23 protein-coding genes and 1 tRNA gene are annotated in these 24,629 nt (G+C 48.4%); 2 read left to right on the top strand and 22 right to left on the bottom strand.

The window, feature by feature from the left end:
• Positions 1–19 precede the first annotated feature (19 nt).
• A complete protein-coding gene (locus ACFODX_RS14410) occupies positions 20–1,000 on the bottom strand; it encodes a TIGR01777 family oxidoreductase (protein WP_378120375.1) in 981 nt (326 codons plus the stop codon).
• A gap of 202 nt (positions 1,001–1,202) precedes the next feature.
• On the opposite strand from ACFODX_RS14410, the gene ACFODX_RS14405 reads away from it, so the two are divergent.
• The gene (locus ACFODX_RS14405; protein ID WP_378120373.1) at positions 1,203–1,514 is read left to right on the top strand and encodes an HPF/RaiA family ribosome-associated protein; all 312 of its coding nucleotides are present in this window, start codon (positions 1,203–1,205) and stop codon (positions 1,512–1,514) included.
• 79 nt (positions 1,515–1,593) lie between these two features.
• On the opposite strand, the gene ACFODX_RS14400 is transcribed toward ACFODX_RS14405, so the two are convergent.
• From ACFODX_RS14400 to ACFODX_RS14305, 20 genes are all read right to left on the bottom strand, one after another.
• On the bottom strand, positions 1,594–2,337 hold the full coding sequence (locus ACFODX_RS14400; RefSeq protein ID WP_378120371.1) for a SapC family protein: 744 nt from the start codon (positions 2,335–2,337) through the stop codon (positions 1,594–1,596).
• A 176-nt stretch (positions 2,338–2,513) separates the two neighbouring features.
• Positions 2,514–2,590: transfer RNA gene (locus ACFODX_RS14395), tRNA-Pro, on the bottom strand.
• A gap of 166 nt (positions 2,591–2,756) precedes the next feature.
• The gene (locus tag ACFODX_RS14390; RefSeq protein WP_378120369.1) at positions 2,757–3,116 is read right to left on the bottom strand and encodes a MerR family transcriptional regulator; all 360 of its coding nucleotides are present in this window, start codon (positions 3,114–3,116) and stop codon (positions 2,757–2,759) included.
• Positions 3,097–3,405: an integration host factor subunit alpha gene (ihfA, locus tag ACFODX_RS14385; protein ID WP_007642205.1), complete on the bottom strand. Its 309-nt coding sequence runs from the start codon at positions 3,403–3,405 to the stop codon at positions 3,097–3,099. The genes ACFODX_RS14390 and ihfA overlap by 20 nt, the downstream gene beginning before the upstream one ends.
• A gap of 12 nt (positions 3,406–3,417) precedes the next feature.
• A complete protein-coding gene (pheT, locus tag ACFODX_RS14380) occupies positions 3,418–5,787 on the bottom strand; it encodes a phenylalanine--tRNA ligase subunit beta (protein ID WP_378120366.1) in 2,370 nt (789 codons plus the stop codon).
• 15 nt (positions 5,788–5,802) lie between these two features.
• Positions 5,803–6,816, bottom strand: coding sequence for a phenylalanine--tRNA ligase subunit alpha (gene pheS / locus ACFODX_RS14375; protein WP_378120364.1), 1,014 nt, complete (start codon positions 6,814–6,816; stop codon positions 5,803–5,805).
• 114 nt (positions 6,817–6,930) lie between these two features.
• Positions 6,931–7,290 (bottom strand): 50S ribosomal protein L20, encoded by a 360-nt coding sequence (gene rplT, locus ACFODX_RS14370; RefSeq protein WP_039913342.1) that lies wholly within the window; start codon positions 7,288–7,290, stop codon positions 6,931–6,933.
• Between the two features lie 31 nt (positions 7,291–7,321).
• Positions 7,322–7,519, bottom strand: coding sequence for a 50S ribosomal protein L35 (gene rpmI, locus ACFODX_RS14365; protein WP_007642209.1), 198 nt, complete (start codon positions 7,517–7,519; stop codon positions 7,322–7,324).
• Between the two features lie 61 nt (positions 7,520–7,580).
• Entirely contained in the window at positions 7,581–8,129 is a 549-nt protein-coding gene (gene infC, locus ACFODX_RS14360; RefSeq protein WP_324259189.1) for a translation initiation factor IF-3, read from the bottom strand.
• 53 nt (positions 8,130–8,182) lie between these two features.
• A complete protein-coding gene (gene thrS, locus ACFODX_RS14355; protein ID WP_378120360.1) occupies positions 8,183–10,126 on the bottom strand; it encodes a threonine--tRNA ligase in 1,944 nt (647 codons plus the stop codon).
• 137 nt (positions 10,127–10,263) lie between these two features.
• Positions 10,264–10,677, bottom strand: coding sequence for a hypothetical protein (locus tag ACFODX_RS14350; protein ID WP_378120358.1), 414 nt, complete (start codon positions 10,675–10,677; stop codon positions 10,264–10,266).
• A gap of 67 nt (positions 10,678–10,744) precedes the next feature.
• Positions 10,745–12,136 (bottom strand): efflux transporter outer membrane subunit, encoded by a 1,392-nt coding sequence (locus tag ACFODX_RS14345; protein WP_378120356.1) that lies wholly within the window; start codon positions 12,134–12,136, stop codon positions 10,745–10,747.
• A 2-nt stretch (positions 12,137–12,138) separates the two neighbouring features.
• Positions 12,139–14,082 (bottom strand): MacB family efflux pump subunit, encoded by a 1,944-nt coding sequence (locus ACFODX_RS14340; RefSeq protein ID WP_378120354.1) that lies wholly within the window; start codon positions 14,080–14,082, stop codon positions 12,139–12,141.
• Complete coding sequence (locus ACFODX_RS14335) at positions 14,082–15,368, bottom strand: efflux RND transporter periplasmic adaptor subunit (protein ID WP_378120352.1); 1,287 nt, start codon at positions 15,366–15,368, stop codon at positions 14,082–14,084. Before ACFODX_RS14335 ends, ACFODX_RS14340 begins: the two co-directional genes overlap by 1 nt.
• A 164-nt stretch (positions 15,369–15,532) precedes the next feature.
• A complete protein-coding gene (locus ACFODX_RS14330; protein WP_378120350.1) occupies positions 15,533–16,912 on the bottom strand; it encodes a sulfite reductase subunit alpha in 1,380 nt (459 codons plus the stop codon).
• Positions 16,913–16,915: 3 nt separating this feature from the next.
• On the bottom strand, positions 16,916–17,743 hold the full coding sequence (locus ACFODX_RS14325) for a DUF4198 domain-containing protein (RefSeq protein WP_378120348.1): 828 nt from the start codon (positions 17,741–17,743) through the stop codon (positions 16,916–16,918).
• Between the two features lie 56 nt (positions 17,744–17,799).
• Positions 17,800–18,312 (bottom strand): DUF2271 domain-containing protein, encoded by a 513-nt coding sequence (locus ACFODX_RS14320; protein WP_378120346.1) that lies wholly within the window; start codon positions 18,310–18,312, stop codon positions 17,800–17,802.
• A 27-nt stretch (positions 18,313–18,339) separates the two neighbouring features.
• Positions 18,340–18,957 (bottom strand): PepSY-associated TM helix domain-containing protein, encoded by a 618-nt coding sequence (locus ACFODX_RS14315; protein WP_378120344.1) that lies wholly within the window; start codon positions 18,955–18,957, stop codon positions 18,340–18,342.
• Positions 18,957–19,637 (bottom strand): Fe2+-dependent dioxygenase, encoded by a 681-nt coding sequence (locus ACFODX_RS14310; protein ID WP_378120343.1) that lies wholly within the window; start codon positions 19,635–19,637, stop codon positions 18,957–18,959. The genes ACFODX_RS14315 and ACFODX_RS14310 overlap by 1 nt, the downstream gene beginning before the upstream one ends.
• A 131-nt stretch (positions 19,638–19,768) precedes the next feature.
• Complete coding sequence (locus ACFODX_RS14305) at positions 19,769–22,144, bottom strand: catecholate siderophore receptor Fiu (RefSeq protein ID WP_378120340.1); 2,376 nt, start codon at positions 22,142–22,144, stop codon at positions 19,769–19,771.
• Positions 22,145–22,366: 222 nt separating this feature from the next.
• Between ACFODX_RS14305 and ACFODX_RS14300 the strand changes: the two genes are divergently transcribed.
• Positions 22,367–23,155, top strand: a complete 789-nt coding sequence (locus ACFODX_RS14300; RefSeq protein WP_378120338.1) for a substrate-binding periplasmic protein — start codon at positions 22,367–22,369, stop codon at positions 23,153–23,155.
• 11 nt (positions 23,156–23,166) lie between these two features.
• On the opposite strand, the gene ACFODX_RS14295 is transcribed toward ACFODX_RS14300, so the two are convergent.
• Positions 23,167–24,594, bottom strand: coding sequence for an exonuclease domain-containing protein (locus tag ACFODX_RS14295; protein ID WP_378120336.1), 1,428 nt, complete (start codon positions 24,592–24,594; stop codon positions 23,167–23,169).
• Positions 24,595–24,629: the final 35 nt, after the last annotated feature.

The following is a 24,629-nucleotide window of genomic DNA, read 5'->3' as shown; positions in this document are numbered from 1 at the left end:
ATTTTCAAGGACACGCAAGTTATTTTTTCAAAATTTTTTTCAATGCCTCCGCTAAACTAGGATATAAATATTCAAACCCTTGCTGCTCAGCATTTCGCGGCACCACCCTTTGACTGGATAAAAGCAACGCATCCGCCATTTCACCGAACAGCAAGCGCAAGACGAAAGCCGGCATTGGCAGGAGTGCTGACCGCCCAAGACATGAAGCTAATGTTGAGGTAAAAAGATTATTGGGGACAGGCATGGGCGCCACGCCATTGAACACTCCGACAGCCTGCGAATGGGCCAGCAGATAGACAAACAGGCGAACCAAATCCTCCCGATGGATCCATGACATATACTGATCCCCGCTACCCATTCGCCCGCCCAACCCCATTTTAAAGGCCGGAAGCATTTGTCTTAATGCGCCACCATCAGCATCCAAAACTATACCTATACGAACCAAGCACAAACGGACGGATCGAGAAGCAAACTGCTGCGCAGCCGCCTCCCAATCGCGGCACAATTCAGCCGCAAAGCCTTCACCAACAGCAGACGACTCAGTAAGACACTCCGAACCTCGACTGCCATATACCCCAATAGCACTGGCGTTAATGACAACCTCAGGAAATTGCTCTTGCGCTAAAAAAAACTGATAGAGACGATTTGTAAAATCAACCCTACTCTGCCTAAAACGTAACTTTAGGGAATGATTCCAGCGCCCCGCCCCCAGCGGCTCCCCCGCCAGATTCACCAAAGCAAAAAACTCTATACCAACCAGCCCATCTAACTGCTCAACCACCCGAATACCAGCACCAAGCTTCTTTATTGCGCGACGAGAATTACGCGACAAAACCCATACTTCACAACCCAACTTAATCAACTCATGACAAAGGTGGCCGCCAATAAATCCACTGCCACCTGCAATCAAAATCTTTTTACCCGCCAGGGATACATTTTCCATTTGCAACACCATTAATTCATTTTGCACGACTGATGTTTTTTTACTCTGAAACGGCATAGATCGATCAGTATACATACCCGACAGAAGCAAGGTATGACATTAAGATCAGAAAGTGCTAAGCAAGAGATCAAAATATTATTAAGAAAACCAGTGTCAAAACTTGATATTTATTGAAGGACGTTCCATATAAGAAGAGAGGGTAATAATACTTATCAATAGGTCAACATCCCTCCTTCCATAAACGTTAAGGAGCTTTACGATGAAACCTGCTGTCGACGTTGTATATCGTGATCTGGACTCTTCTGCCGCACTAAACGACATCATCACCAAAAAACTCGAAAAACTTAACCGATACACCGATCAAATCGTTCACAGTCGAGTTGTTCTCGATGCTCCTCACCAGCACAAGCACAAAGGCAAACAATACCGGGCGTCTATCGAACTAGACATCAAAGGCCATCCTGTCGCAATTACCCAGGATGACGAATCTATACACGTAGCTGTACGTGATGCATTTTCTAGCGCAGAGCGCAAAGTGAAACAAATTGCAGCGCGCTATCGCAATCGCTAAGCAAATATCAGTTCGTCATTGCCCGCAAATAAAAAGGCCGGAACCCATAGGATCCCGGCCTCTGTTAAAACTTAAAATATTATTTGGATAGTTTTGTAGATTTTTTACTGATCAATACATTTAAATTATTGAGGGATTGCATATGACTATAAATCAATTCTAATCCATCACGCTTAAACAAATCCAAAACATCCGCATCGGCAAGAGCTTTTAACTTTTCACGCTTAACAACGTAAAAGCCAGTAAGGTTCATATTGGCATCTTCGCGCCCTTTGAACGTGATATTCGCTTGCATCGGTTCAAGCAAATCCAACTCATGAAGACGTTTGCAAAACACTTTGGTCATTTCAGCGCGATACTGGTAATCCTTTAAAAACTCCACCACCTCTTTCAAATGAGCGCTCTGCTCACCATTTTCCTCAAATAGCTTGCGCCCTTTACTTCCATCTTTAATCACCGTTGAGCTATCTGCATCGATACACAATGCCATAGTATCAGCGGCTTTATCGCCGCCCAGCACAAAGGGATAACGACGTACAAACGCCGGAATGTAACGAGAAGTAAATTGGTTTTTCTCGTTCAAAAGCAAGTTCTCACCTTCTTTCAGCCCCATAACAGCCAGTGGAATATATTCCCCCTCAGTGGCAGTAGCCGAAAACACAATGGGGAACTCGGCAGCCGCAAAAGGAATTTCAGTTGCCAACACAGGAACTGAGATCATGTGTGACACAAAAGAATAATCCTCAACCATTACTGCCCAGTTGCGATGAGTTTCGGATGAGAGCGGTTGAATATTGTCATAAATCATTAATTGCTTTGCCACGAGAATACCTCTATTTATTTTCTTTGCAGGGATTTAGCGATAAATAATACAAGCTCGAATGTTAGCACTTTAACAAAAGCTTGCCACTAGAGATGAAAACAAGAGAAAGGAGAGGGTGCGAACAATGAAAAACAATGGCAATAAAAAAGCCGCTTAAAAGCGGCTTTTTTATTGATTGGTCGGAACGGCGGGATTTGAACCCACGACCCCCACACCCCCAGTATGGTGCGCTACCTGACTGCGCTACGCTCCGACATTTTCACAAGCTTGGCCAGAGTCTGGCCCTCGCGAAGGATCGGCATAATACCCTAATTTATTAGTAATGCAATTAGAGTTTTCTACAATTGGTTCTTTGTCATGTGGTGCAATGGTGCATATTTGCCAAGAAACTAGAAATCGACACTAACGAATTGATAACGCTATTTAACACTCAGCAAATCAAGAACATGCTCCAAGTCATCAATCATGCGCTCGACTAGCCGATTAAGTTGGCTTGCGTTTGCTGGCGCAGAATCATTAGACATCTGCAAGCGGGCACCACCAATTGTGAAGCCTTGATCGTAGAGCAAACTGCGTATTTGACGTATTGTCAGCACGTCCTGACGCTGGTAATAGCGCCGATTACCACGACGTTTCACAGGATTTAATTGGGGGAACTCCTGTTCCCAGTATCGCAATACGTGCGGCTTCACTGCACACAGCTCACTGACTTCACCAATAGTGAAATAACGCTTACCGGGTATTACGGGAAGTTCGTCGTTATGACTCGGTTCCAACATAAGCTTCTACTCGCGCCTTAAGTTTTTGTCCTGGACGAAAGGTAACAACGCGACGGGCGCTGATGGGAATTTCTTCGCCCGTTTTGGGATTACGTCCAGGACGCTGGCTCTTGTCACGCAACTCAAAATTGCCGAAACCAGAAAGTTTGACCTGTTCATTGTTTTCCAAAGCATGGCGGATCTCTTCAAAGAAAAGTTCCACCAGCTCTTTGGCTTCACGTTTATTGAGTCCGAGATCCTCATAAAGTTTCTCGGCCAAATCTGCTTTGGTCAAAGCACCATCCGACATAGTTATTATTCCCTATCTGAGGGTGGCGGAAAAATTCACCTCCAGATAGCGAACAATCGAGTCAATGGAGGCGTTGATCTCATCTTCATTAAGAGTGCGTGAAGGATGCTGAAAGGTCAACCCCATTGCGACACTTTTTCTATGTGGATCAATGCCTTTGCCCATATATACGTCAAAAATCTTTAAGTCGATGAGCTGTTCACCTGCCTGGGATTTTACGGCTGTAAGCAAGACTTCCGCACTCAATGCACGATCAACTAACACAGCCAAATCACGACGCACTTCCGGGAATCTGGACAGGGAAGCAAACGTAGGAATACGGGCAGACAACAAAGCCGACAAGCGAATCTCAAACAAATATACGGCCTGTGGGAGATCCAACTGTTGCTGCAGGCTTGGATGCAAGGCACCAATTACACCCTGCCACTCGCCATCTCGATAAATACCGGCGGTTTGGCCGGGATGGAGCGCAACCTGCGCCTCAGGCCTGAACTCAAATGCTTGTTGATCACCTGTCAAGGCAAGCAAAGATTCAACATCGCCCTTAAGATCAAAGAAATCCACAAGCTCCGCCGCATTTGCCCATGACTCCGGCGAGCGATTACCGTAAATCAAACCGGCGAGCATAGACTCTTGTCGCAACCCATCCGCTGCAGGAACAAAGCGCAAACCTGACTCAAATAAACGTACACGGTTTTGCTGGCGATTAAGGTTATTGCGCAACACTGTTACCAGGCCAGGCATAAGGCTGGTACGCATCACCGCCATATCGGCACTGATAGGGTTGCGCAATGTGACAGGAACTATCGCTGGGTCGAACAAAGCCGATAGCTTCGGTTCAATAAAACTGTAAGTGATGGCTTCTTGATATCCACGGGCGATCAGTTGCTTGCGCAGTGCCGGCAGCCCTATTTTGGCCTCTGGATGAGCCTCGATATCCATGGGAGCGGCCAGACTGCGAGTCGGCAAGCGATTGTAGCCGTACACCCGCGCCAACTCCTCAAGCAAATCTGCCTCAATAGAAATATCAAAGCGATAACTCGGGATATTAAAAGTCCAGCCCTCAGCGGACTGGGACTTAAGTTTCATCCCTAGACGAGAAAGTATATCCACCACCTCCTCATCAGCCATTTCAAGACTCAGTCCGCTCAGAATACGAGCTTTACGTAAAGTCACTTCACGCGTTTGTGGCAAATGTTCATTGCTGGCACAGATCAACGGCCCCGCATCGCCACCAACAATTTCCAGTAATAATTGTGTAGCGCGCTCAATTGCATCTACCTGAAGCTCGTAGTCCACTCCACGCTCGAAGCGATGAGACGAATCAGTGTGCAATCCATAAGAGCGGGCGCGACCAGCAATCGCAAGTGGATTGAAAAAAGCACTTTCAAGGAAAATGTCACGCGTTGTTTCAGATACGGCACTGGCCTTACCACCCATTACTCCGGCAATTGCCAGCGCGGCGCTTTTATCGGCAATGACCATGGTATCAGCATTGAGTTTTACCTCTTGCCCATCCAACAGCACCAGCGACTCTCCCTGATGGGCAAGGCGTACATGGATCGCTCCATTCAAGCGAGCCAAGTCAAATGCGTGCATCGGCTGCCCCAATTCAAGCAGCACATAATTAGTAACATCTACTACAGCATCGATACTACGCAAACCGGAGCGAACCAATTTATCTTGCAACCAAGCCGGACTAGGGCGGCTAATGTCGATATTGCGTATGACACGCCCTGCATAACGACTACAAGCATAGCCAGCCTCCAAATGGACCGGAAAAGTATCGTCTATGGTCGCAGATACTGCAGGAATAGCCGGCGCGGTTACTGGGGCACGGTTTAATACACCCACCTCACGCGCTATACCTTTCACACTCAAACAATCACTGCGATTGGGCGTCAGATCCACCTCGATCAATTTATCATCAAGATTTAAATACTCACGAAGGTTCACACCAACCGGAGCATCGGCAGGCAGCTCCCACACGCCAGAATCATCATCGCCCGCTTTCAATTCAGTCTGGCCACACAACATGCCAAAGGATTCAATACCGCGCAGCTTGGCTTTTTTAATTTCAAACTCGGGCAGCTTTGCGCCAATAGTGGCGAAGGGAATCTTGATGCCTACACGGGCGTTAGGCGCACCGCAAACAACCTGTGAGAGACCCTCGAGGCCTGCCACTTGGCATACGCGTAATTTGTCAGCATCAGGATGCTGCTCACAGCCTACAATTTCACCAACAATAACTCCGCTAAAATCACCTGCAACTGACTCAACCGCATCCACCTCAAGCCCGGCCATAGTTAACTGCGCGACCAACTCGTCGGTGCCTATTTCAGGATTAACCCATTCACGCAACCAGGATTCACTGATTTTCATAATTTATTCGTTCCGTTAAAACTGTTTTAAGAAGCGCAAATCGTTTTCAAAAAACAGACGCAAGTCATTCACGCCATAGCGCAACATTGCAAGACGCTCTACCCCCATACCGAAGGCAAAACCGGTGTAAACCTCAGGATCAACACCGCTGGATTTAAACACCTCAGGATGCACCATTCCACAGCCACCCACTTCGAGCCAGCCAGTGTTCTTACACATACGACAGCCCTTACCGCGGCACTGGGTGCACTGTATATCCATCTCAGCAGAGGGCTCAGTAAAAGGAAAATAAGAAGGACGGAAACGCACAGGAACATCAGCTTCGAAAAATGCTTTTAGAAATTGATCCATGGTGCCCTTCAAGTCGGCAAAACTGATATTTTTATCAACCACCAAGCCTTCCACCTGATGAAACATGGGGGAATGAGTTACATCAGAATCGCAGCGATAAACGCGCCCAGGACAAATCACCCGAATCGGTGGCTGCTTATTTTCCATAGTTCGCACTTGTACTGGAGACGTATGAGTACGCAGCACATGGGTGTCATCGACATAAAACGTATCGTGCATTGCACGTGCGGGGTGATGTGATGGAATATTAAGTGCTTCAAAGTTGTGGTAGTCGTCCTCAATCTCCGGGCCGACTTCAACGCTGTAACCCACAGCGGCAAAAATTTCTTCAATACGTTGTAATGTGCGAGTAACGGGGTGCAATCCACCCGTATGCTGGCCGCGCCCTGACAAGGTGACATCGATAACCTCATTGGCGAGCTTTGCATCGATTTCTGCCTTCTCAAGCAAGTGCTTGCGCTGACTCAATGCCTCTTGAACTGCGTCCTTTGCCTTATTGATTTCGGCTCCGGCAGTCGGGCGCTCTTCCGGTGTCAACTTGCCGAGCGTTTTCATCAGCGATGTAATGCTGCCATTTTTACCCAGATAGTTCACGCGCACGGAATCCAGTGCAGCAAGATCCTGGGCATCATTAACTGCTTTGAGCGCTTCTTGGGTAAGCGCAGCGAGATTTTCCATCTGCTTTTCCAATTTGAATCGTTAAATAAAGCCATAAAAAAAGGGAGGAACCAAAGCTCCTCCCCTTTTCATCGCGTTCACAAAAACTCTTTCGAGCTTTCCGTTGCTGGACGATTAAGCAGCCAGAGCTGATTTAGCCTTCGCAACAACAGCAGCAAATGCCGCCTTGTCATATACAGCCAAGTCGGCCAGTACACGACGATCGAGAACGATGCTCGCCTTTTTCAAGCCAGCAATCAATTGGCTGTAGGTCAAACCTTCAGCGCGAGATTGAGCATTGATACGAGTGATCCACAAAGCACGGAAATTACGCTTTTTAACGCGACGATCGCGGTAAGCATATTGACCAGCTTTGATAACAGCTTGCTTGGCAACACGGAAGGTACGCGAACGTGCACCGTAGTAACCTTTAGCAGCTTTTAATACTTTCTTGTGACGACGACGCGCCTCTACACCACGCTTAACACGGGCCATATTTCTATCCTCTCAAAATTAATAAGCGCTATTAGATAGCACGGAACAAACGTTTTACGCGTGGTACATCGGCTGCATCAACGATGCTGGTGCCGCGCAGTTGGCGCTTACGCTTGGTCGTCATTTTGGTCAGGATGTGGCTCTTGTTAGCGTGCTTGAATTTGAAGCCCGCGCCAGTCTTTTTGAAGCGCTTTGATGCGCCACTGTGTACTTTAGCTTTGGTTGCCATGTGATAGAACTCCACACATTTAGGTAAATAATATAAATAATCAAGGCAGCTAAAAGCCCGACTATTTTCTCTTTTTGGGGGCGATCACCATGGTGAGCTGCTTACCTTCCATTTTGGCAGCCTGCTCTACGGTGCCCAATTCGGTGAGGTCGGCTTCGATGCGTTGCATCATCTCCATCCCCAACTCTTGGTGGGCGAGTTCGCGGCCACGAAACTTTAACGTTATCTTGGCCTTGTCCCCATGCTCCAGGAAGCGGATTACAGCTTTCAACTTCACCTGATAATCTGCTTCCTCCGTCCCTGGGCGAAATTTCATTTCCTTCACCAACTGCTGCTTTTGTTTCTTCTTGGCAGCAGCTTTGGTTTTTTTGATCTCAAACAGATGCTTGCCGTAATCCATAATCTTACAGACTATTGGATCGCTATCAGCAACGATCTCTACCAAATCCAGTGTTGCCGCTTGAGCCTGCGCGAGCGCTTCACTCAGGGGAACGATACCAACTTGCTCACCTTCGGCATTAATTAAACGAACCTGTTTGGCTTCGATCTGATCGTTGATCCGCGCCTTTTTAGAATTGCCTTTGGCTGCGGGAGCGTTATCTCGTTTGATAGTTGTATCTCCAAATAATTAATAGGAACGAATCTTTTGCTTTTTCACACTTATCAGGCAGAAATATTTCTGCCTCGACGCGCTATATCGGCGGTCAAGTGCGCGATGAAAGCTTCCAGAGTCATTACACCCAAGTCTTGTCCGTCCCTTGTGCGAACTGCAAGTGATTGATTTTCAACCTCTTTATCGCCAATGACGAGCAGGTAGGGTACCCGCTGAATTGTGTGCTCGCGGATTTTAAAGCCGATCTTCTCATTTCTCAAGTCCGGAATTACCCGGAAGCCCTGCTCGCGCAAGGCTTTTTCGATCATTTTGACGTAATCAGCCTGATTGTCGGTGATATTCATGACCGCTACTTGAGCTGGCGCAAGCCATGTAGGGAAAGACCCCTCGTAATGCTCAATCAGTATGCCCAAAAAGCGCTCGAAAGACCCAAGAATCGCACGGTGCAACATAACCGGGCGCTTGCGCTGATTGTCTTCAGCAACAAATTCCGCATCCAAACGTTCTGGCAGCACATAATCCAGTTGGATAGTACCGCACTGCCATGAACGACCAAGCGCATCCTTGATTTGATATTCAATCTTCGGACCATAGAAAGCCCCCTCACCCGGCAACTCTTCCCACTCAAGTCCAGCCGCTTTGAGTGCAATACGCAAACCCTCTTCTGCCTTGTTCCAGGTTTCCAAACTACCTGCGTATTTTTCTGGGCGCAGAGACAGTTTTACCGCGATATCGGTAAAGCCAAAATCGTCGTAAACGGATTTGAGCATTTGGTTGAATGCAGCCACTTCGCTAATCACTTGCTCTTCAGTACAGAAAATGTGCGCATCGTCCTGCACAAATCCACGCACACGCATAATGCCGTGAAGTGCACCAGAAGCTTCATTGCGGTGACAAGAGCCAAATTCAGCCAAACGCAGCGGCAAATCTTTATGCGAGCGCAAACCATGGTTAAAAATCTGGATATGGCCGGGGCAGTTCATCGGCTTAACTGCAAAATCGCGTTTTTCCGATTCAGTGGTAAACATATTGTCGCGATAGTTTTCCCAGTGGCCGGATTTCTCCCATAGGGTGCGATCCATAATCAGCGGCGTTTTTACTTCCTGATAGCCCCAGTCATTTTGTTTGGTGCGCATGTACTGTTCGATTTGTTGCCACAGCGTCCAGCCTTTTGGATGCCAAAACACCATGCCCGGCGCTTCATCTTGCAAGTGGAACAAATCAAATTTCTTGGCGAGCTTGCGGTGATCGCGCTTGGCCGCCTCTTCCAACAAATTCAAATAAGCTTTTAACTGCTTGGCATCGGCAAACGCAGTGCCATAGATGCGCTGCAACATTTTATTGTTGGAGTCGCCGCGCCAGTAGGCGCCTGAAGTGCGCATCAATTTAAAGTTCAAGCAAAAACGCATGTTGGGCACATGCGGGCCACGGCACATATCCACGTATTCTTCATGGTGATACAGACCCGGCGTGGCATCTTTAGGCACGTCGCGATCCAAAATTTCCAGCTTGTAAGTCTCGCCACGCGCAGTGAAAACATCATAGGCTTCTTGCCAGCTGACTTTCTTTTTTACCACGTCATATTCGGTTTTTGCTAATTCCAGCATGCGCGCTTCCAAACGGGCGATATCCTCGTCGGTCAGCTTGTGCTCCAAGTCGATGTCGTAATAAAAGCCGTTGTCGATGGTTGGGCCGATGGCCATTTTCACATCGGGAAATAGCTGTTTGATTGCGTGACCAAGCAAGTGTGCGCAAGAGTGGCGGATGATTTCCAAACCATCTTCATCTTTCGGAGTGAAAATAACCAAGTTAGCATCTTCAGTGATCAAGTCATGTGCATCGACACGCTGGCCTGTGGTATCACCATTTAAATAGACGCGACCACCTAAAGTAGCCTTGGCCAAACCAGCGCCGATAGAGGCGGCAACTTCATAGACAGTAACGGGATTTTCAAACGGACGTTTGGAGCCGTCGGGGAGAGTAATTACGGGCATGATAAACCTCAGTCAGTGGTGGCCCCTACGAAAGGTCACGTGATAAAAGCGGGAATCGCAAATAAAAAGCCCGCACTTACGAGCGCGCGGGTCATTGGGCTGGCGAGTATAGGGGACTCGGGGAAGCTGAGGCAACCTCAGGAAGATGACAACAAACAGCTGCGGTTGCACCATTTAAGCACTGCCACTAGCAAGCCAAATAATGCGCATGCACTTAATGCGACCATTATCTCGTGCCAATGGGGAGAAAAAATCACCGTATATCCCTGTCCTTTAATCAGCGATGAAAAACTGGAAACCGCAAAAGGCATCCAGAATAAACGAAAGGTTTGCCAGGGATTCGCCCATGGTGATTGCCCACTACTCACACTCAGCATCAGGGCAATACCAATAACAACACTGATACCCACCGCATTAATCCAGATTTTGGGGTTGGGATCAAAGTGGAAATACACGGTAACCAGATACCAAATTAAATAAAACCACAGCACCATTTTGCCTGGTTTGAGTTGGGCAAAATAATTGACAACCGATAGCAAAAACACTGGCATTTTTCCTCTTGATCTTAACTGGATTAGTAACATCCAAGCACCAGCAGGAACAATGCCAGTTATAACGCTACTCTTGAACAGCAAGTGCCCAGCCACCACCGAGTGCTTTGTATAAATCTACTGCGGCATTCAAACGCGACAAACGTTGCTGCACCAGCGAATCCTGGGCTTGGAACAAACTTCGCTGTGCATCCAGTAGCGACAACAAATCATCGCTTCCGGCCCTGTAACGCGCCTCGGTCAATGTCAAACTGCGCGCAGCATTCGCCACAATTTCTTGCTGACTGGCTTCCTGGCGCTGGCCGACATCGGCTGCAACCAGAGCGTTATCCACTTCCTGTAAAGCCGTAAGAATGGCTTTGTGATACTGCAAGAGTAACTCACTGCGGCGCGCTTCACTTAATCGTTTCTGATTCAGCAAACGCCCGCCATTAAATACAGTTTGTGCCAGCGATAGCGCCCAGCCAGATGATTGTGTGACCGGATTCAAACTGAACAATTCGGTTGCTGATTTTCCCGCGTTAGCACTTAAGCTGATACCAGGCAACAATGCCGCGCGGGCAACATCTATATTGGCATTAGCCGCACGCAGATTAGCTTCGCTCGCTGCCAAATCCGGGCGACGGTTTACTAAATCGGCGGGCGTACCGGCGGCAATTTGCGGTACAGCAATATCCAATAAATATTCTGTTGCAAGCGCAAATTCTTGTGGTGTTTTTCCTAGCAAAATAGCCAGCGCCGATTGGGTTTGACGTGCCTGCAACTCCAAGGGCAAGAGTGAAGATTGCTGGGTTAGCAAGTTGGTTTTTTGCTGCGCAACATCTGCCGCTGTTGCCGCACCATTGTTGTAACGAGCCTGAACGATATTTTGTACGCGCTCAGCAATAGCAACATTTTTATGTGCAGTGGCGATGCGCTCCTGTAGCGCCAACCACTGGAACCAACTGCTGGCAATGGCTGCATTAATACTCAAGGCTGCCGCCTCCTGATCATAACGGCTTGCGGCGTAGCCCGCTTGTGCAGCGGTGCGCCCAGCTGCAATACCGCCCCACAAATCCACCTCATAGCTGATGTTTACACTCGCACGGGTTGATTCACTGCGACTGTTACTTCCGCCTTGCGGTTCAGTTCGCGATTCACCGGATGATGCACTGGCACTGAGCGATGGAAATAAACTTGCATTGGCAATACGCATTTGCAACTCAGCTTGTTTTACCCGCTCTGCCGACATTAATAAATCCAGACTCTGCTGTTGCGCAACTTGCATTAAATTATTTAACACTGGCGATTGAAATGCGTGCCACCAATTCGAATCCAGGACTGTATTTTTGGTAGCCACTTGATGAGAGACAGATGAATAGTTATCCGCATAATTAATCTTTGGCGTTTGCACCGGGCCTGATGCGCAAGCCGTAATGAATACTGCTGAGCTCAGTAGCGATAATATTTTAATTTGCATAATTACTCCGTCGCCAAGGCTGTAACTGGATCAAGGCGAGCTGCTTTGCGCGCAGGCAAATAGCCAAACAATAACCCCGTAAGGAACGCACAGCTAAATGCCAGAATCACCGGTGTTAATGAATAAGCAACAGGGGTTCCAAGCTTGGCAATTAACATCGCTGCGCCAAGCCCAATAGCAACACCAATGACACCGCCCAGTGCAGACACCACCAAAGCCTCAATTAAAAATTGCTGCATAATATTGCGTGTGCGTGCACCGGTTGCCATACGCACACCAATTTCCCGGGTGCGTTCGGTAACACTGACCAACATAATATTCATCACACCAATTCCGCCCACTAATAACGATATGGCGGCGATGGAACCCAATAAAAATGTCATGGTATTTTGTGTTTCAGAAACCATATCAATCAGCGATGACATACTGCGGATATGGAAATCTTCCGTGCCGTGCCGTTCCAACATGAGTGCATGCACACGGGTTTGCACTGCTTCCATGTTTTTTTCATCATCGACAGAGATAGTGATATTGCGCAGAAACCGCTGACCAATAACACGCAGGCTGCCAGTTTTAAACGGTACAAAAACCCGATCATCTTGATCTTGCCCACCGGGATCTGCACCGCGCTCACTCATGACACCAATCACTTGAAAGAGCACATTATTGATAATAATAAATTCGCCGAGTGGATTTTTATCCGCAAACAATTTTGTTGCCACCGACTTACCCAGAACGACCACGGTGGCATAATTTTTTTCGTCCTCAGTGGTAAAAAATGTACCGCTGGCAACAGGCCATTTGCGCGCATCGGGAAATTCTGCAGCGGTAGCATTTACTTCGGTGGTGTGATCTACATTGCCGTAACGCAGGGTAAAACTGCCGTTGAGTTCGGGCAGTACAGCAGCAATATGTGGCAGCTGGGCGATAGCAGTTACATCTTCCGGCACCAAGGTAGCCACTTCACCACGTCCGCGCTGGTTAGGGCCGCCCGGGCGCACCAGCAATAAATTACTACCCATAGCGCTGATGCTGTCCACAACCGATTTTTTTGCCCCGTCGCCAATGGCCATAAGGGCAATGACAGAAGCCACACCAATCACAATACCCAAGAGCGTTAATACAGTACGGAAAATATTGCTATGCAAGGAGCGAAACGCAGTTTTGGTTGCTTCCAAAATTTCGGTTTTAAGTTTGGGTGCACCCTGCAACCTGTGCTCACTTGCTGGCAATACTTGCGGGATAGTGGGGCCAGGGTCGGCAATAATTTTTCCATCGCGGATTTCAATCAAACGCTGCGCATGGTGTGCCAATTCTGCATCGTGGGTAATTAAAATAATGGTGTGCCCCTGTGCAGATAATTCCTTTAACAAGCGCATCACTTCTTTACCGCTGTGGCTATCCAATGCCCCTGTTGGCTCATCAGCAAGAATAATCTGGCCGCCATTCATCAAGGCGCGCGCAATAGAAACACGCTGCTGCTGACCGCCAGATAATTGATTGGGGCGATGATAAAAACGCTCCTGCAAACCCAGGGAGCTTAATAATTGTGTAGAGCGTTCACGTCGGGCCTGCGCTGTCATACCCGAATAAGTCGCTGGCATCTCCACATTTTCACAGGCGTTGGAACCGGCCAGCAAATTGTAACTCTGAAATACAAAACCAAAGGCTTCGCGGCGTAGTTGTGCAAGGCCATCGCTGTCCAACCCAGCCACATTATTGCCATTAAAAAAATATTCACCGCTTGTCGCGCGATCAAGGCAACCAAGAATATTCATTAACGTCGATTTGCCCGAACCCGACTGCCCCATGATGGCAACAAATTCACCGGGATAAATTTCCAGATCAATACCCTGCAATACCTGGGTTGCAATTTCGCCGTTGCGAAATGTTTTGGTTACAGCGGATAATTTAATTAAGGGCTGCATGGGATTAGTCATTTCCATTAACGTCTGCCCATTCCCATACCTGGCCCACCCATGCCCATACCTGCCACTGGTTTGGCTTGAGTGGGACGCGAGCTGCCGCTGATAACTTTTTCGCCTTCGTTTAACCCTGTGATAATGTGTGCCTGCACACGATTGGTAACCCCCACCAATACCTTGCGCTCTTCAATATCGCCATTATCTTGCATGATTTTTATGGTGGCGGGCCGCTTGTGCAACGCGCCGCTACTAGCGGCGTTAATATTTTCACTGCGCGATTTCCGCTCAGCATTCGGCGCATCACTCTGTGACCGCTCCGCACGCGGCGTAGCAAAAGTGACCGCAGACATAGGTACGAGCAGCACGTCTTTTGCTTGTGATTCAATAAAAAAAACTTGTGTGCTCATTTGTGTCATTAATAAACGGCTTTCATTCGGAACATCAAATAGTGCGTTATACAAAACCACATTGTTAAGAATTTCTGGCGTAGGTTGAATACGATCCAACTTGCTATACCAGCGCCGCCCCTTGCTACCCAGAGTGGTGAAATAGACCTCCATACCTTTGCGCAGCCTACCTATATCTGCCTCGGAAACCTGCGTCTGTACTGTCATAGTAGAGAGGTCAGCAATACGCATAATGGTCGGTGCCATTTGATTGGTATTCAAGGTTTGGCCCTGACGTGAAGTGATGGAAACGACAGTGCCGTCAATCGGCGCATAAATTTTTGCGTAATTGAGATTGGCCGCCTCCACCCGCAAGGTAGATTCGGTTTGCTCGATCTGCGCCTGCAAAGCCTTGAGTTGTGCTTGCGCTGATTTCAAACTGGCTTCAGCTGTTTGTAGCGATTCGCCAGTAGTTGCCGCCTCCTTAAACAGATTTTTTTCGCGCGTATATTTAATGTTTGCCAAACTCAATTGCGCTTCGCGATCCAATAGTTGGGCCTGCTGGGTGCGCAGGGAAGCGCGGGTAGCATCCACGCGCGCGGCATAAACCGTTGCATCTATTTCGGCCAGCAAATCACCGGCTTTTACTTCTGAACCCACATCGACATGCAATTTTTTTAATTGCCCGGAAACCTGCGCCCCCACATCTACGTAATCTTGCGGTTGCAAAGTGCCTGTCGCTGTCACCAGATTTTCGATATCACCACGAACCACAGTTTCTGTTGTGTAGGTGACGGAAGTATTGTCATCCGCCCACAAGATTCGCCATAAACCAAAAACGGCCAGCAACACCAATAAAACAATCAGTGCTGTGGTGCGACCAATAGAAAATAAATAATTAACTGTAGAAAAAATAGCCATGAACAATAGCATCCATTAAATCTATAAACGGCAGAACTGCCATAAACACAGGGAGGTAAATATAGTGATTATAGGGATTGTGCGGTGACAGAAGTGTCACTCACGAGAGGGTTTAACACTTGTTGCACAATCATCAGCGATGATTAAAAGGAAAGAAACGAGTGTTAATACACATCGCGACAGTAGCGCTGCTGATCCGCCAGCTGTGCCAACAGTTCCGAACCTAAAATATCAAGCAATGCTTCATCCACTGCTTGGGCCATACCTTGCAAACTGCCACACACGTAAATAGCTGCGCCGGATGCAACCCACTCGCGAATCAAATCTGCTTTGGGCGGTAATAAATCTTGCACGTAACACAGTTGACCCGCTTGCGCATCGCGCGAGAAAACTTTATCCACGCGGTTCAGCAGTCCAATTTTTTGCCACTGCTGAATATCGGCCGCAAAAAAATCATCGGCAAATTGTGTGCGCTCACCAAAAAACAACCAATGTTTTCCCGTAGCACGCGCCGGGTTGGCCAGATGCGAGCGCAGCCCGGCAATGCCCGTTCCGTTACCAATTAAAATGAGTGGCACTTGTGCTGGGGGCGAATGAAAATGGGGATTAGTGCGCACCCGTAAATGAATGATGCTATTCAATTCTGCCTGGGCAGTTAACCACCCGGAACCCAAGCCTAGCTCGCCATTCGGCGCACGCACCTGACGCACCAATAAATCGAGTGAGCCTTCCGCGGGCACAGTAGCGATAGAGTATTCGCGATGCGGTAAATCAGGAGAATTGCGCGGGCCTATTTCCACAATATCACCCGCCTGCCAAAGCGCTAAATCAGCAGTCAGCAACCCGTTCAGGGGTTGTAACTGTAAGTGATAAGCTGGCGCACCCGGGCTTGCCGGATTAATACATTCGCGCGCGACAAGCCGCCATTCTTCGTAAGCTGGTTTGCTCCAATCGCTAAAATAAGAATTGCCGGAAATTTGCCCAAGATAATATTGCCAATGGCGCAAAGCACTTTCATCAAGCTGATCCACCTCTATCACATCGGTGAGAAAATTAGCGCCGCGCTGATGCAATTGATGATAGAGCTGATGTGCAAAGCCACAAAAATGTTGATAGCTGGAATCACCTAAACCCAACAGTAATACCTGCAAATGCGACAAAGCATTTTGACCCAAGGGCGACAAATGACGCGCCATAAAACGGTTGCCGTTATCAGGCGCCTCACCCTCCCCATAAGTGCTGGCGATGATTAATAGCTGCTGTGTGTGTAATAAATATTCCGCTGTGAGTTGATTAAGTGCAATCAACTCTGCTTTTTTTCCCGCTTCACTTAACTGCTGTAAAGTTTGCCGGGCGATACGCACAGCGTTGCCAGTTTGGCTGGCATAAGCAATTAGTATCCCAGCATTAACAGCAGACGAGACAGCAAGTGGATTTTGCCCCGCTGGTTGCTGCTGTCGTTGCTGTTGCCGAAAGTTGCGCCAGCAGAACCAGCACAACAACAGGTAAATTAAAATTAAAGCGCTTGCGGCTAGATAACGCACAATTTATTCCGGCAATACTTCAAAGGTAGCGACATAACTGCCTGCGCGAACACTGGCCGGTTTTTTGGCTTTATTATCGCGGTAATTTGCACTTAACCAATACATGCCTGCATGCGGCCAGGTGACAGAAATATTGCCCTTGTTATCGGACTCAAGTTCAATCGCCGCCTGGTCATTACGGTAGCGCATGCCGCCAGGAATAATGGTCACCTTCACGCCAGCAACGGGTTTGCCATCCATTTGGAATTGAAAGTTCGCTGCTTCGCCGGCAAACAAATCATTCGGATGAGTAATGGGCACCAATTCCAAACCTTGTTTACTGGGTGTTAATACCGAGTCACTGGGCGAGCCGGCAGTCACAAACGTTTCCATACGGCGAGAGAATTGCGACACTTCTAAATTCTTGGCTTTTTTAGGCACCATTTTGTCAAAGTCGGCTGGATTAGCCCGCTCACCGCGACCTGGCCACATTTTTCGCTCACCACTTTCTGTTTCCCAACGCGCCATTAAACCGCTGGATGCCACTGCGATTTTATAGGTGCCTTTTTGTGGCAATTGCACATCAAACGTGCTGCGGTATTTTGCGGTCATGGCATTTTGTACTGGCAGTGTGGCACCATCCGGTGCGGTAACCACAACACCTTCTGCACGCATGGGGGCATGATCGGCGTGAAAAATATCGTTGGACACGGCGGCATCAATACTCACCCAGGCATCATCACTGGAGAGCACGGTGGCACTTGGCAATAACCAGGCGCGGTGAGCTTGTGCTGTTAATGGCAAACACAGAACCAGTGCGGTGCAGAGTGTGGTTTTGAGTAAACGATTCATCATTATTCCTCTTAAAAAATCCAGTTAATAAAATTTTTATACAATAATTCCTGCCCTTAAGGCGTGATTTTTACTTCACCCAATTCTTTTTTGCCGGTGGCGGATTGCACAGCAGTAACAGGCCAGGTAAAGGGTACTTTTACCAATTCACGCCCACCTACTTCGCGCGCCGCGTCCACCATCAGCACATAATTACCCGGTTTTAATTTGCCCAGAGGCGCTTTGCCCTCAGCAAAAGTGACAGTGTGTTTACCGGGTGCACGTGTTGCACCACTCACACCATCCACCGGCATATCGGTATCGCGACCGATACGGCGCCACCACTGGCGCATATCTTTCAGCCACTCTTCTCCCTTTTCACTTTTTTCACCGCGCGATTCCAGTTGATACCACACCGCTAAATTAGTGCTCTCGCCTTTTTCATTTTCCAGCCAAAGTGCAACATAAGGTTTGTGATATTCAGCAACCTCAAGCGTTGGAATTTCTACCGATACCTGTAAATCCGCAGCCATGGCTGAAGAAATACTCATAACTGACAACAGCGAACTTATGGCATAACGCAAACGCATATTAACTCCCTCACTTCACAGTATTTTTTAATGGATAAATAATAAAAGCAGCACCCAGGGCGCCACCAAACCCAACCCAACCATAGGCCAGGTTGCGGGGCGACCACTTGCATAACGCTTTAACAAGAGCAAGCCTGTTATACAGAAAATAATGCAGGCAATTGCAAAAAAATCGAGAAACCAACTCCAGACTTCAGGGGTATTGCGGGCCTTGTGCAAATCATTGAAATAGGAAATCCAACCGCGGTCTGTCAGTTCGTAAGTCAATTCGCCGGAAGCCAAATCAATACTTAACCAGGCATCACCACCGGGGCGCGGCAGCGACACATAAATTTCATCCTCACTCCACTCGGCTAATTGCTTGTGAACCTCAATGTGCTGCGTATCTGCCAACCAAGCGCGCAGCGTTTCTGGCAAGGGTGCTTGTTCTGCGTCCGGCACAGATATGGCAGCCAGTATTTGTGCCGGCAACTGTGCTTCTTTGGTGATAATTTCCGGCGTCGCTTTTATATCCGCCGCATGATTAAGCGTGATGCCGGTGATGGAAAATAACAGCATGCCCACCAAACAAATTGCCGAACTAATCCAATGCCATTCGCGCACACTGCCTAGATAAAAACGAATTGGTTTTTTAGCGTTTAGCATTACACCTGCGCCCACTGCCGCAATAAATTATGGTAGTGCCCCGTTAGCCCCAGCACTTCATCACAGTCGCCCACTTTTTGGCGCAGTGCTTGGATATTGCAATCCAACTCATGCAATAAACTGCGCTGCCAATCGTCGCGCACCATGCTTTGGGTCCAGAAAAAACTGCACACACGTTCGCCACGAGTGACTGGCGCAACCTGATGCAAACTGGTGGAGGGATACAAAATCAAATCGCCGGCCGGCAGTTTTACTTCGTGGCTGCCGTAGGTGTCCTGCACAATTAATTCACCACCGTCGTACTCATCGGGTTCAGACAAAAACAAGGTTGAAGAAACATCGGTGCGCAAACTCAAATTGCTACCGGGCATCAAACGGATCGCACCATCGACATGAAAGCCGTAATGCTCACCACCGCGGTAGGCATTAAATAGTGGCGGCACTATGCGCAGCGGTAGCGCTGCCGACATAAACAGTGGATTGGCGTAAAGTGTTTTCAAAATAATTTCGCCCAACTCACGCGCAAGGGGGCTATCCACAGGCAGCTGGCGATTATTTTTTACTTGCGCCCCCTGCACACCGACAGTGGCTTTGCCATCTACCCAATCGGTTTGTTGCAAGCGCGCACGGAATTCTGCCACCTGCTGTTTGCTTAATACCTCTGGAATGTGGATTAACATTATGTCCCCGCAGAAGCGCAATAAATTGCGCCCGATAAACAGTGGCTAAAAAATTAATGTTCAACAAATAAACGGTGCAAATAAATAAAGGGCGCAATAAATTGCGCCCCTACGCAGCATTGTGTTTTTAATTAAAACGAAAAATTCACACCCAAACGTGCCGACAAGGGCGCACCGGGGTAATAGCGTGAACCACCGTTATTCAAACTCGCCACATAATCTTCATCGGTGATGTTGAGAATATTGAGCTGAACACTGAGGTTTTTAGTCACCGGGTAAGAGGCCATAGCATCAAATACCCAGTAATCGCCAAACTCCAACATAGAGCGTGTGCTTTGTGCCGCCGCATTCACCGTGCTGGAACTGACCATAGAATCCACATAACGCGCACCGCCACCAATTAACAAACCGCTGTCAAACGTGTAGCTGTTCCACAGCGTAAATGTCATCTCTGGTGACCACTGGATAGCACCACCTTCGTTGTTGCCCGAGGCTTCATTGGCAGGAGTATCCGGGTTATCCACTGTGCGATTGCCACGGGTAATTTCATTATCCATAAATGCCAAGCCCGCGCTGATTTGCCATTTGTCGGTTAATGAACCCACTGCGCCCAACTCCACACCCTCCACTTGCTTTTCACCCAGAGCAACAGAGGAGCCATCAGGATTGGTTGCAATTTCGTTTTCATTGGTACTGCGGAATAACGCGGCGGTCAGGAATAATTTATTGTCCAATACATTCCACTTGGTACCCACTTCGGCATTGGTGCCTTTTTGCGGATCAAGATTCGGATTGTTGATGTTATTCGCAGCGTTGGTAGTATTGAGTGCGAAATTGGCGCCGCCCGGTGGCAATTCCGAGGTTGCATAACTCACATACACAGAGCCGTTGGCTGTTGGTTTATAAACGCCACCCAATTTCCAACCGAATAATTCATCGCTGAGTTTGGCATCGCTCGCCAACAAGGTGCCTACCGGAATGGTTTGCACTGCAGGTGCAGTGACAGCGGCTTGGCGAGTCACCACATCAGTTTTGGTATGGAAGCGGTCTGCACGCACGCCCGCGCTCAATTCCCACTGATCATTCAAGGTGATGGTGTCCTGCGCATAGAATGCGTAAGTGGTGGTTTCACCATCAGTTTTTGCACCGGTGCGATGCACCGGTTGGAATACATCGCGCGTGCTTGGGTTATAAAGATTGGCACCAACCTGACTCACAGTCGTCGAGGAGGTTGACGATGTGAACGGCATGCTCATGGTGTAATTTAATTGGCTTTCGTAAATAAATTCGATGCCTGATACCAGATCATGCTTTACACCACCCGCATCAAACGAAGCGGTTAAATTTGTTTGGTTAGTGAGAATTTGGTTGGTTTGGTCTTTACCTTGACGCGAGCGCGAAATCGTCCAGCTTTCGGAATTTGCAGGCGTCGCAAAAGTGATGGCATTAACGCCCGTTAACAGCTGGTCTTGATTGGTGCGACCGTAACGCGAGGTGTTGCGCAGGGTGACGCCTTCGGCCAGATCTTGCTCAATGCGAACAGTGACCATGTTGGCTTTTACATCGTTGAAATCGCTGGTGGAACCGTAGAAATTTTCTGTGTCTACGCGCTCCGGTGTTTGGCCTGCCAGCGCGCCAGTTGCAAAAATTGCGTTGTAATAACCATCCAAACCAATTGTGGGAATACCACCATCAGGCACACCGGATTGCTCCATCGACAACACATTTATGTAGGTGCGGGTATCGGTTCCCAGACCTAAACCCAATGAAGCAGCAAAGCCCTGGAAGTTGTTTTCCACTTCATCGCGACCGTCCACGCCGGCATCCTGTTTCATCAGGTTTACGCGCACTGCGGTGTTTTCACCCAAGGTGCGATTGACATCCACCGTGGCGCGTTTGTAATCCGCTGTACCACCAATAACAGTGCCTGAAGTTGCATCCTCCTGATTAGCCACTTTTGAACTCAGGTTGACATAACCCGATGCCGCACCGCGGCCGTTATCCACACCGGCCGGGCCTTTGGCGATTTCCACTTGCTCGGTATTAAAGGTATCGCGGCTAATGCTGCCTAAATCGCGAATACCATCCACATAGATGCTGCCTTGGGTATCAAAGCCGCGCATAAAAATGGAGTCGCCGGTGGAGGTATTGCCGTTCTCACCCATCAACATGGTAATGCCGGGAGTATTGCGCAGGGCTTCACTCAGGGTGGTGGCGGACTGCTGTTGGAATAACTCTTTTTTCACCACCACGATGGTTTGCGGAGTATCCACCAATGGCTGGGTAAATTTGGGTGAACTCACCTGCTCTGCCTTGTAGGAGTCCAGCGCCTTGGCCTCTACTTTTACGGTATTCAACTTTTTTGTTGTCTTGGGCGCATCTTGTGCCAGAGCGCCGGGGGTTGCAGCCAGAAAAATAGCCGACGAAAGTGCAGTAGCCCCAAGCTGTAATGCCTTCACATGCTTTTTGGCCACAATGGATGAGTTGGTTGGTTTTCCGATGGTCATAACAAGCCCTTGTAATAGTAAAGAAACGGATCACTGTGCGGCGCGCATAATAACGAGAACCATTATCAATAACAATAGTAATAATTCTCATTTACTTATGGTAATAAGGCTTGTTACGGTGTTTTTACATTCCCTTTTAAGTTCTTTGACGTATTGACATATAACCAAAAGAGATTAATCATCAATATTAATATTACAATTCTTAGAACAGGTGATTTATCCATGCTGCCGCGATCTCTGGCCTCACTCGTGTCACTGCTGGTAATCCAACTCCTGACCAGTCACCCGCTATTTGCATCCTCACCCAGCCACCCCTCCGACACACAAACCGACGACATTAAATTGCGCTTGGGTGCAGAAGACTCCTGGCCACCCTACAGCGATGCAAGCGGCAAAGGCATCTCCGTCGACCTGATTAAAGCGGCATTTAAAAATTCCGGGGTAACGCCTGTTTTTCATGTTCTGCCCTACGCACGGGTATTACACGATCTGGACTCAGGAAAAATTGACGGCGGCTTTAACGTTAATCGCCAGTCCACCACAGAGGCGAAATACATTTTTGGCGAGGTGCCGCTACTGAGGGTGAAGTCTTATTGGTTTTTTGCGGCGGGCCATCACCCGCAAATCCAATCGATAAAAGAAGTGCCGGATAAATTTCGTGTCGGTGTGATTCGCGATTACGAATACGGCGATGATTACGAGCAACAGCGCTACCGCTTCACCGAGGTTAAAGTAAGCCAGCAATCGCAAATCATCCGCATGTTAAAACAAGGCCGAATAGATGCAGGCATTATGTTTGAACGGGAAGCCGAATACGCTATGCGCCAATTGCAAATTAAAGCGGGAATTTTTGACAAGCGTTTTTTGAATCATGAGGGCGATGTTTATCTCGCCTTTTCCCATAAAAGTCCGCGCGCACGCTGGATGGCACAAGAGCTGGATAAAGGCTTATTAATGCTGAAGCAAACCGGGGAATATGATCGCTTGATTGCCCATCAAACCAATCACTAACCATCGCAGATTTAAACCGCAAGCCTGAGTGTTTTATCATCCACTGGCACTAACCGAATCTGTGGCGATGGATGAAAAATCGCTTTCACTAAATAGCGGTAAATATCTTTATCAATTTGTGGTTTGGGGTTATTCGCCAAAATCTCCCCATAGTCGGCTGGCGATTCCGCAATACCTAAAATGCACCAGTTGTTAATCAGCAAATGCTGCTCCATGCCATTCCCGGCATTCTTTTCAATCAGCGCCAAGGTGCCGCGATAAGGCCAAGTTTTTAGTGCCTGCTGCGACAGCGCATGCAATAGCTTCACATTGTGCTGCAGCGCAGATTCTTTGCCCACACAAAAACCCTGGCATTTTTTTAATTGATGACTGGTGCAAGGTCGATTGCTGCCGGTTTCAATAGCACACACCTGGTAACACAAATTATGCTGTTCGCACAGACGCTGCAATGTTTGTTTGGCTTTTGCCGCCGCCGGGAATAAACCATAGACTTTTTGCTGCGCCGGCAACTGCTGGCTAATGGGAATAATACGCGGACTGAGCAGTTGATTCTGCTGCACCAATTCAATGGTATAAAACTGGCTCACGCGCCGCAGCTTGCGGTTGTAAAGCGGCTGCAGGGCTTTGACTTTTTTGGATTCCAAAATCAGCGCCGACAATTCTCCCGCGGTTTGCTCATAAGTAATGCTGCGCGTCTGCTGGCAAATGGTCATCTCTTTGGCCGATTTATGGTCGGCCGTAAAGTGCGATAACACCCGTTTGCGAATATCCACACTTTTACCTATGTAAAGTAACTCGCGCTGCTCGCCCCAAAAATAATAAATACCGGGGCTGGAGGGCAGCTCGTCAATCAAACTCGCATCCACCCCTGTGGGCATTGCGGTGTTGCGCTGCTGCGCGGCAATCGCATCGGCCAATTCGCTGGGGGATTTTTCGCGCTCGGCAATGCGCATAAATTCGTAGGTCGCCAGCGCATCATCCAGCGCGCGGTGGCGCTGATTCACAGTAATATTGTGGCGGGCGATAATTTTTTCCAAACTGTGGCCGCTGTGCTGCGCATATAAATAGCGCGACAATTTTACTGTGCACAACAATTTGGATTTAAAGCGATAGGCCAAACGTGCAAATTCGTTGCGAATAAACCCGTAATCAAAGCGCACATTGTGCGCGACAAACACCTTGTCCTGCAGGCGCAGCACAATTTCTTTTGCCACCTGCTCAAAATAGGGCGCATCCTCCAGCATCGCCGGCGTAATCCCGGTAAGCCGCTGAATACCCGCGGGCACATTGGTGCGCGGATTAATCAGGGTAGACCAACGGCTCACGCCCTCGGCGGTAACCTCAACAATCGCAATTTCAATAATGCGATCACGCGTTACATTACCGCCGGTGGTTTCTATATCCACTATGGCGCAGGGCAGAGGAAAATGGTTGAACATATGGGGATGGGTCGCCGTTGGTATGACTTCGCTTT

Source organism: Cellvibrio fontiphilus, assembly GCF_042646205.1.
In the GTDB taxonomy this organism is placed as follows: domain Bacteria; phylum Pseudomonadota; class Gammaproteobacteria; order Pseudomonadales; family Cellvibrionaceae; genus Cellvibrio; species Cellvibrio fontiphilus_A.
Note: the sequence above shows the minus strand (reverse complement) of the source record. Positions and strands in the feature narration are given on the sequence as shown.

Coding starts and splice junctions, on each gene's coding strand:
- ACFODX_RS14410 (WP_378120375.1), bottom strand. CDS start 1,000: ATGCCGTTTCAGAGTAAAAAAACATCAGTCGTGCAAAATGAATTAATG.
- ACFODX_RS14405 (WP_378120373.1), top strand. CDS start 1,203: ATGAAACCTGCTGTCGACGTTGTATATCGTGATCTGGACTCTTCTGCC.
- ACFODX_RS14390 (WP_378120369.1), bottom strand. CDS start 3,116: ATGTTGGAACCGAGTCATAACGACGAACTTCCCGTAATACCCGGTAAG.
- ihfA (WP_007642205.1), bottom strand. CDS start 3,405: ATGTCGGATGGTGCTTTGACCAAAGCAGATTTGGCCGAGAAACTTTAT.
- pheT (WP_378120366.1), bottom strand. CDS start 5,787: ATGAAAATCAGTGAATCCTGGTTGCGTGAATGGGTTAATCCTGAAATA.
- pheS (WP_378120364.1), bottom strand. CDS start 6,816: ATGGAAAATCTCGCTGCGCTTACCCAAGAAGCGCTCAAAGCAGTTAAT.
- rplT (WP_039913342.1), bottom strand. CDS start 7,290: ATGGCCCGTGTTAAGCGTGGTGTAGAGGCGCGTCGTCGTCACAAGAAA.
- rpmI (WP_007642209.1), bottom strand. CDS start 7,519: ATGGCAACCAAAGCTAAAGTACACAGTGGCGCATCAAAGCGCTTCAAA.
- thrS (WP_378120360.1), bottom strand. CDS start 10,126: ATGCCCGTAATTACTCTCCCCGACGGCTCCAAACGTCCGTTTGAAAAT.
- ACFODX_RS14350 (WP_378120358.1), bottom strand. CDS start 10,677: ATGCCAGTGTTTTTGCTATCGGTTGTCAATTATTTTGCCCAACTCAAA.
- ACFODX_RS14345 (WP_378120356.1), bottom strand. CDS start 12,136: ATGCAAATTAAAATATTATCGCTACTGAGCTCAGCAGTATTCATTACG.
- ACFODX_RS14340 (WP_378120354.1), bottom strand. CDS start 14,082: ATGGAAATGACTAATCCCATGCAGCCCTTAATTAAATTATCCGCTGTA.
- ACFODX_RS14335 (WP_378120352.1), bottom strand. CDS start 15,368: ATGGCTATTTTTTCTACAGTTAATTATTTATTTTCTATTGGTCGCACC.
- ACFODX_RS14325 (WP_378120348.1), bottom strand. CDS start 17,743: ATGAATCGTTTACTCAAAACCACACTCTGCACCGCACTGGTTCTGTGT.
- ACFODX_RS14320 (WP_378120346.1), bottom strand. CDS start 18,312: ATGCGTTTGCGTTATGCCATAAGTTCGCTGTTGTCAGTTATGAGTATT.
- ACFODX_RS14315 (WP_378120344.1), bottom strand. CDS start 18,957: ATGCTAAACGCTAAAAAACCAATTCGTTTTTATCTAGGCAGTGTGCGC.
- ACFODX_RS14310 (WP_378120343.1), bottom strand. CDS start 19,637: ATGTTAATCCACATTCCAGAGGTATTAAGCAAACAGCAGGTGGCAGAA.
- ACFODX_RS14305 (WP_378120340.1), bottom strand. CDS start 22,144: ATGACCATCGGAAAACCAACCAACTCATCCATTGTGGCCAAAAAGCAT.
- ACFODX_RS14300 (WP_378120338.1), top strand. CDS start 22,367: ATGCTGCCGCGATCTCTGGCCTCACTCGTGTCACTGCTGGTAATCCAA.
- ACFODX_RS14295 (WP_378120336.1), bottom strand. CDS start 24,594: ATGTTCAACCATTTTCCTCTGCCCTGCGCCATAGTGGATATAGAAACC.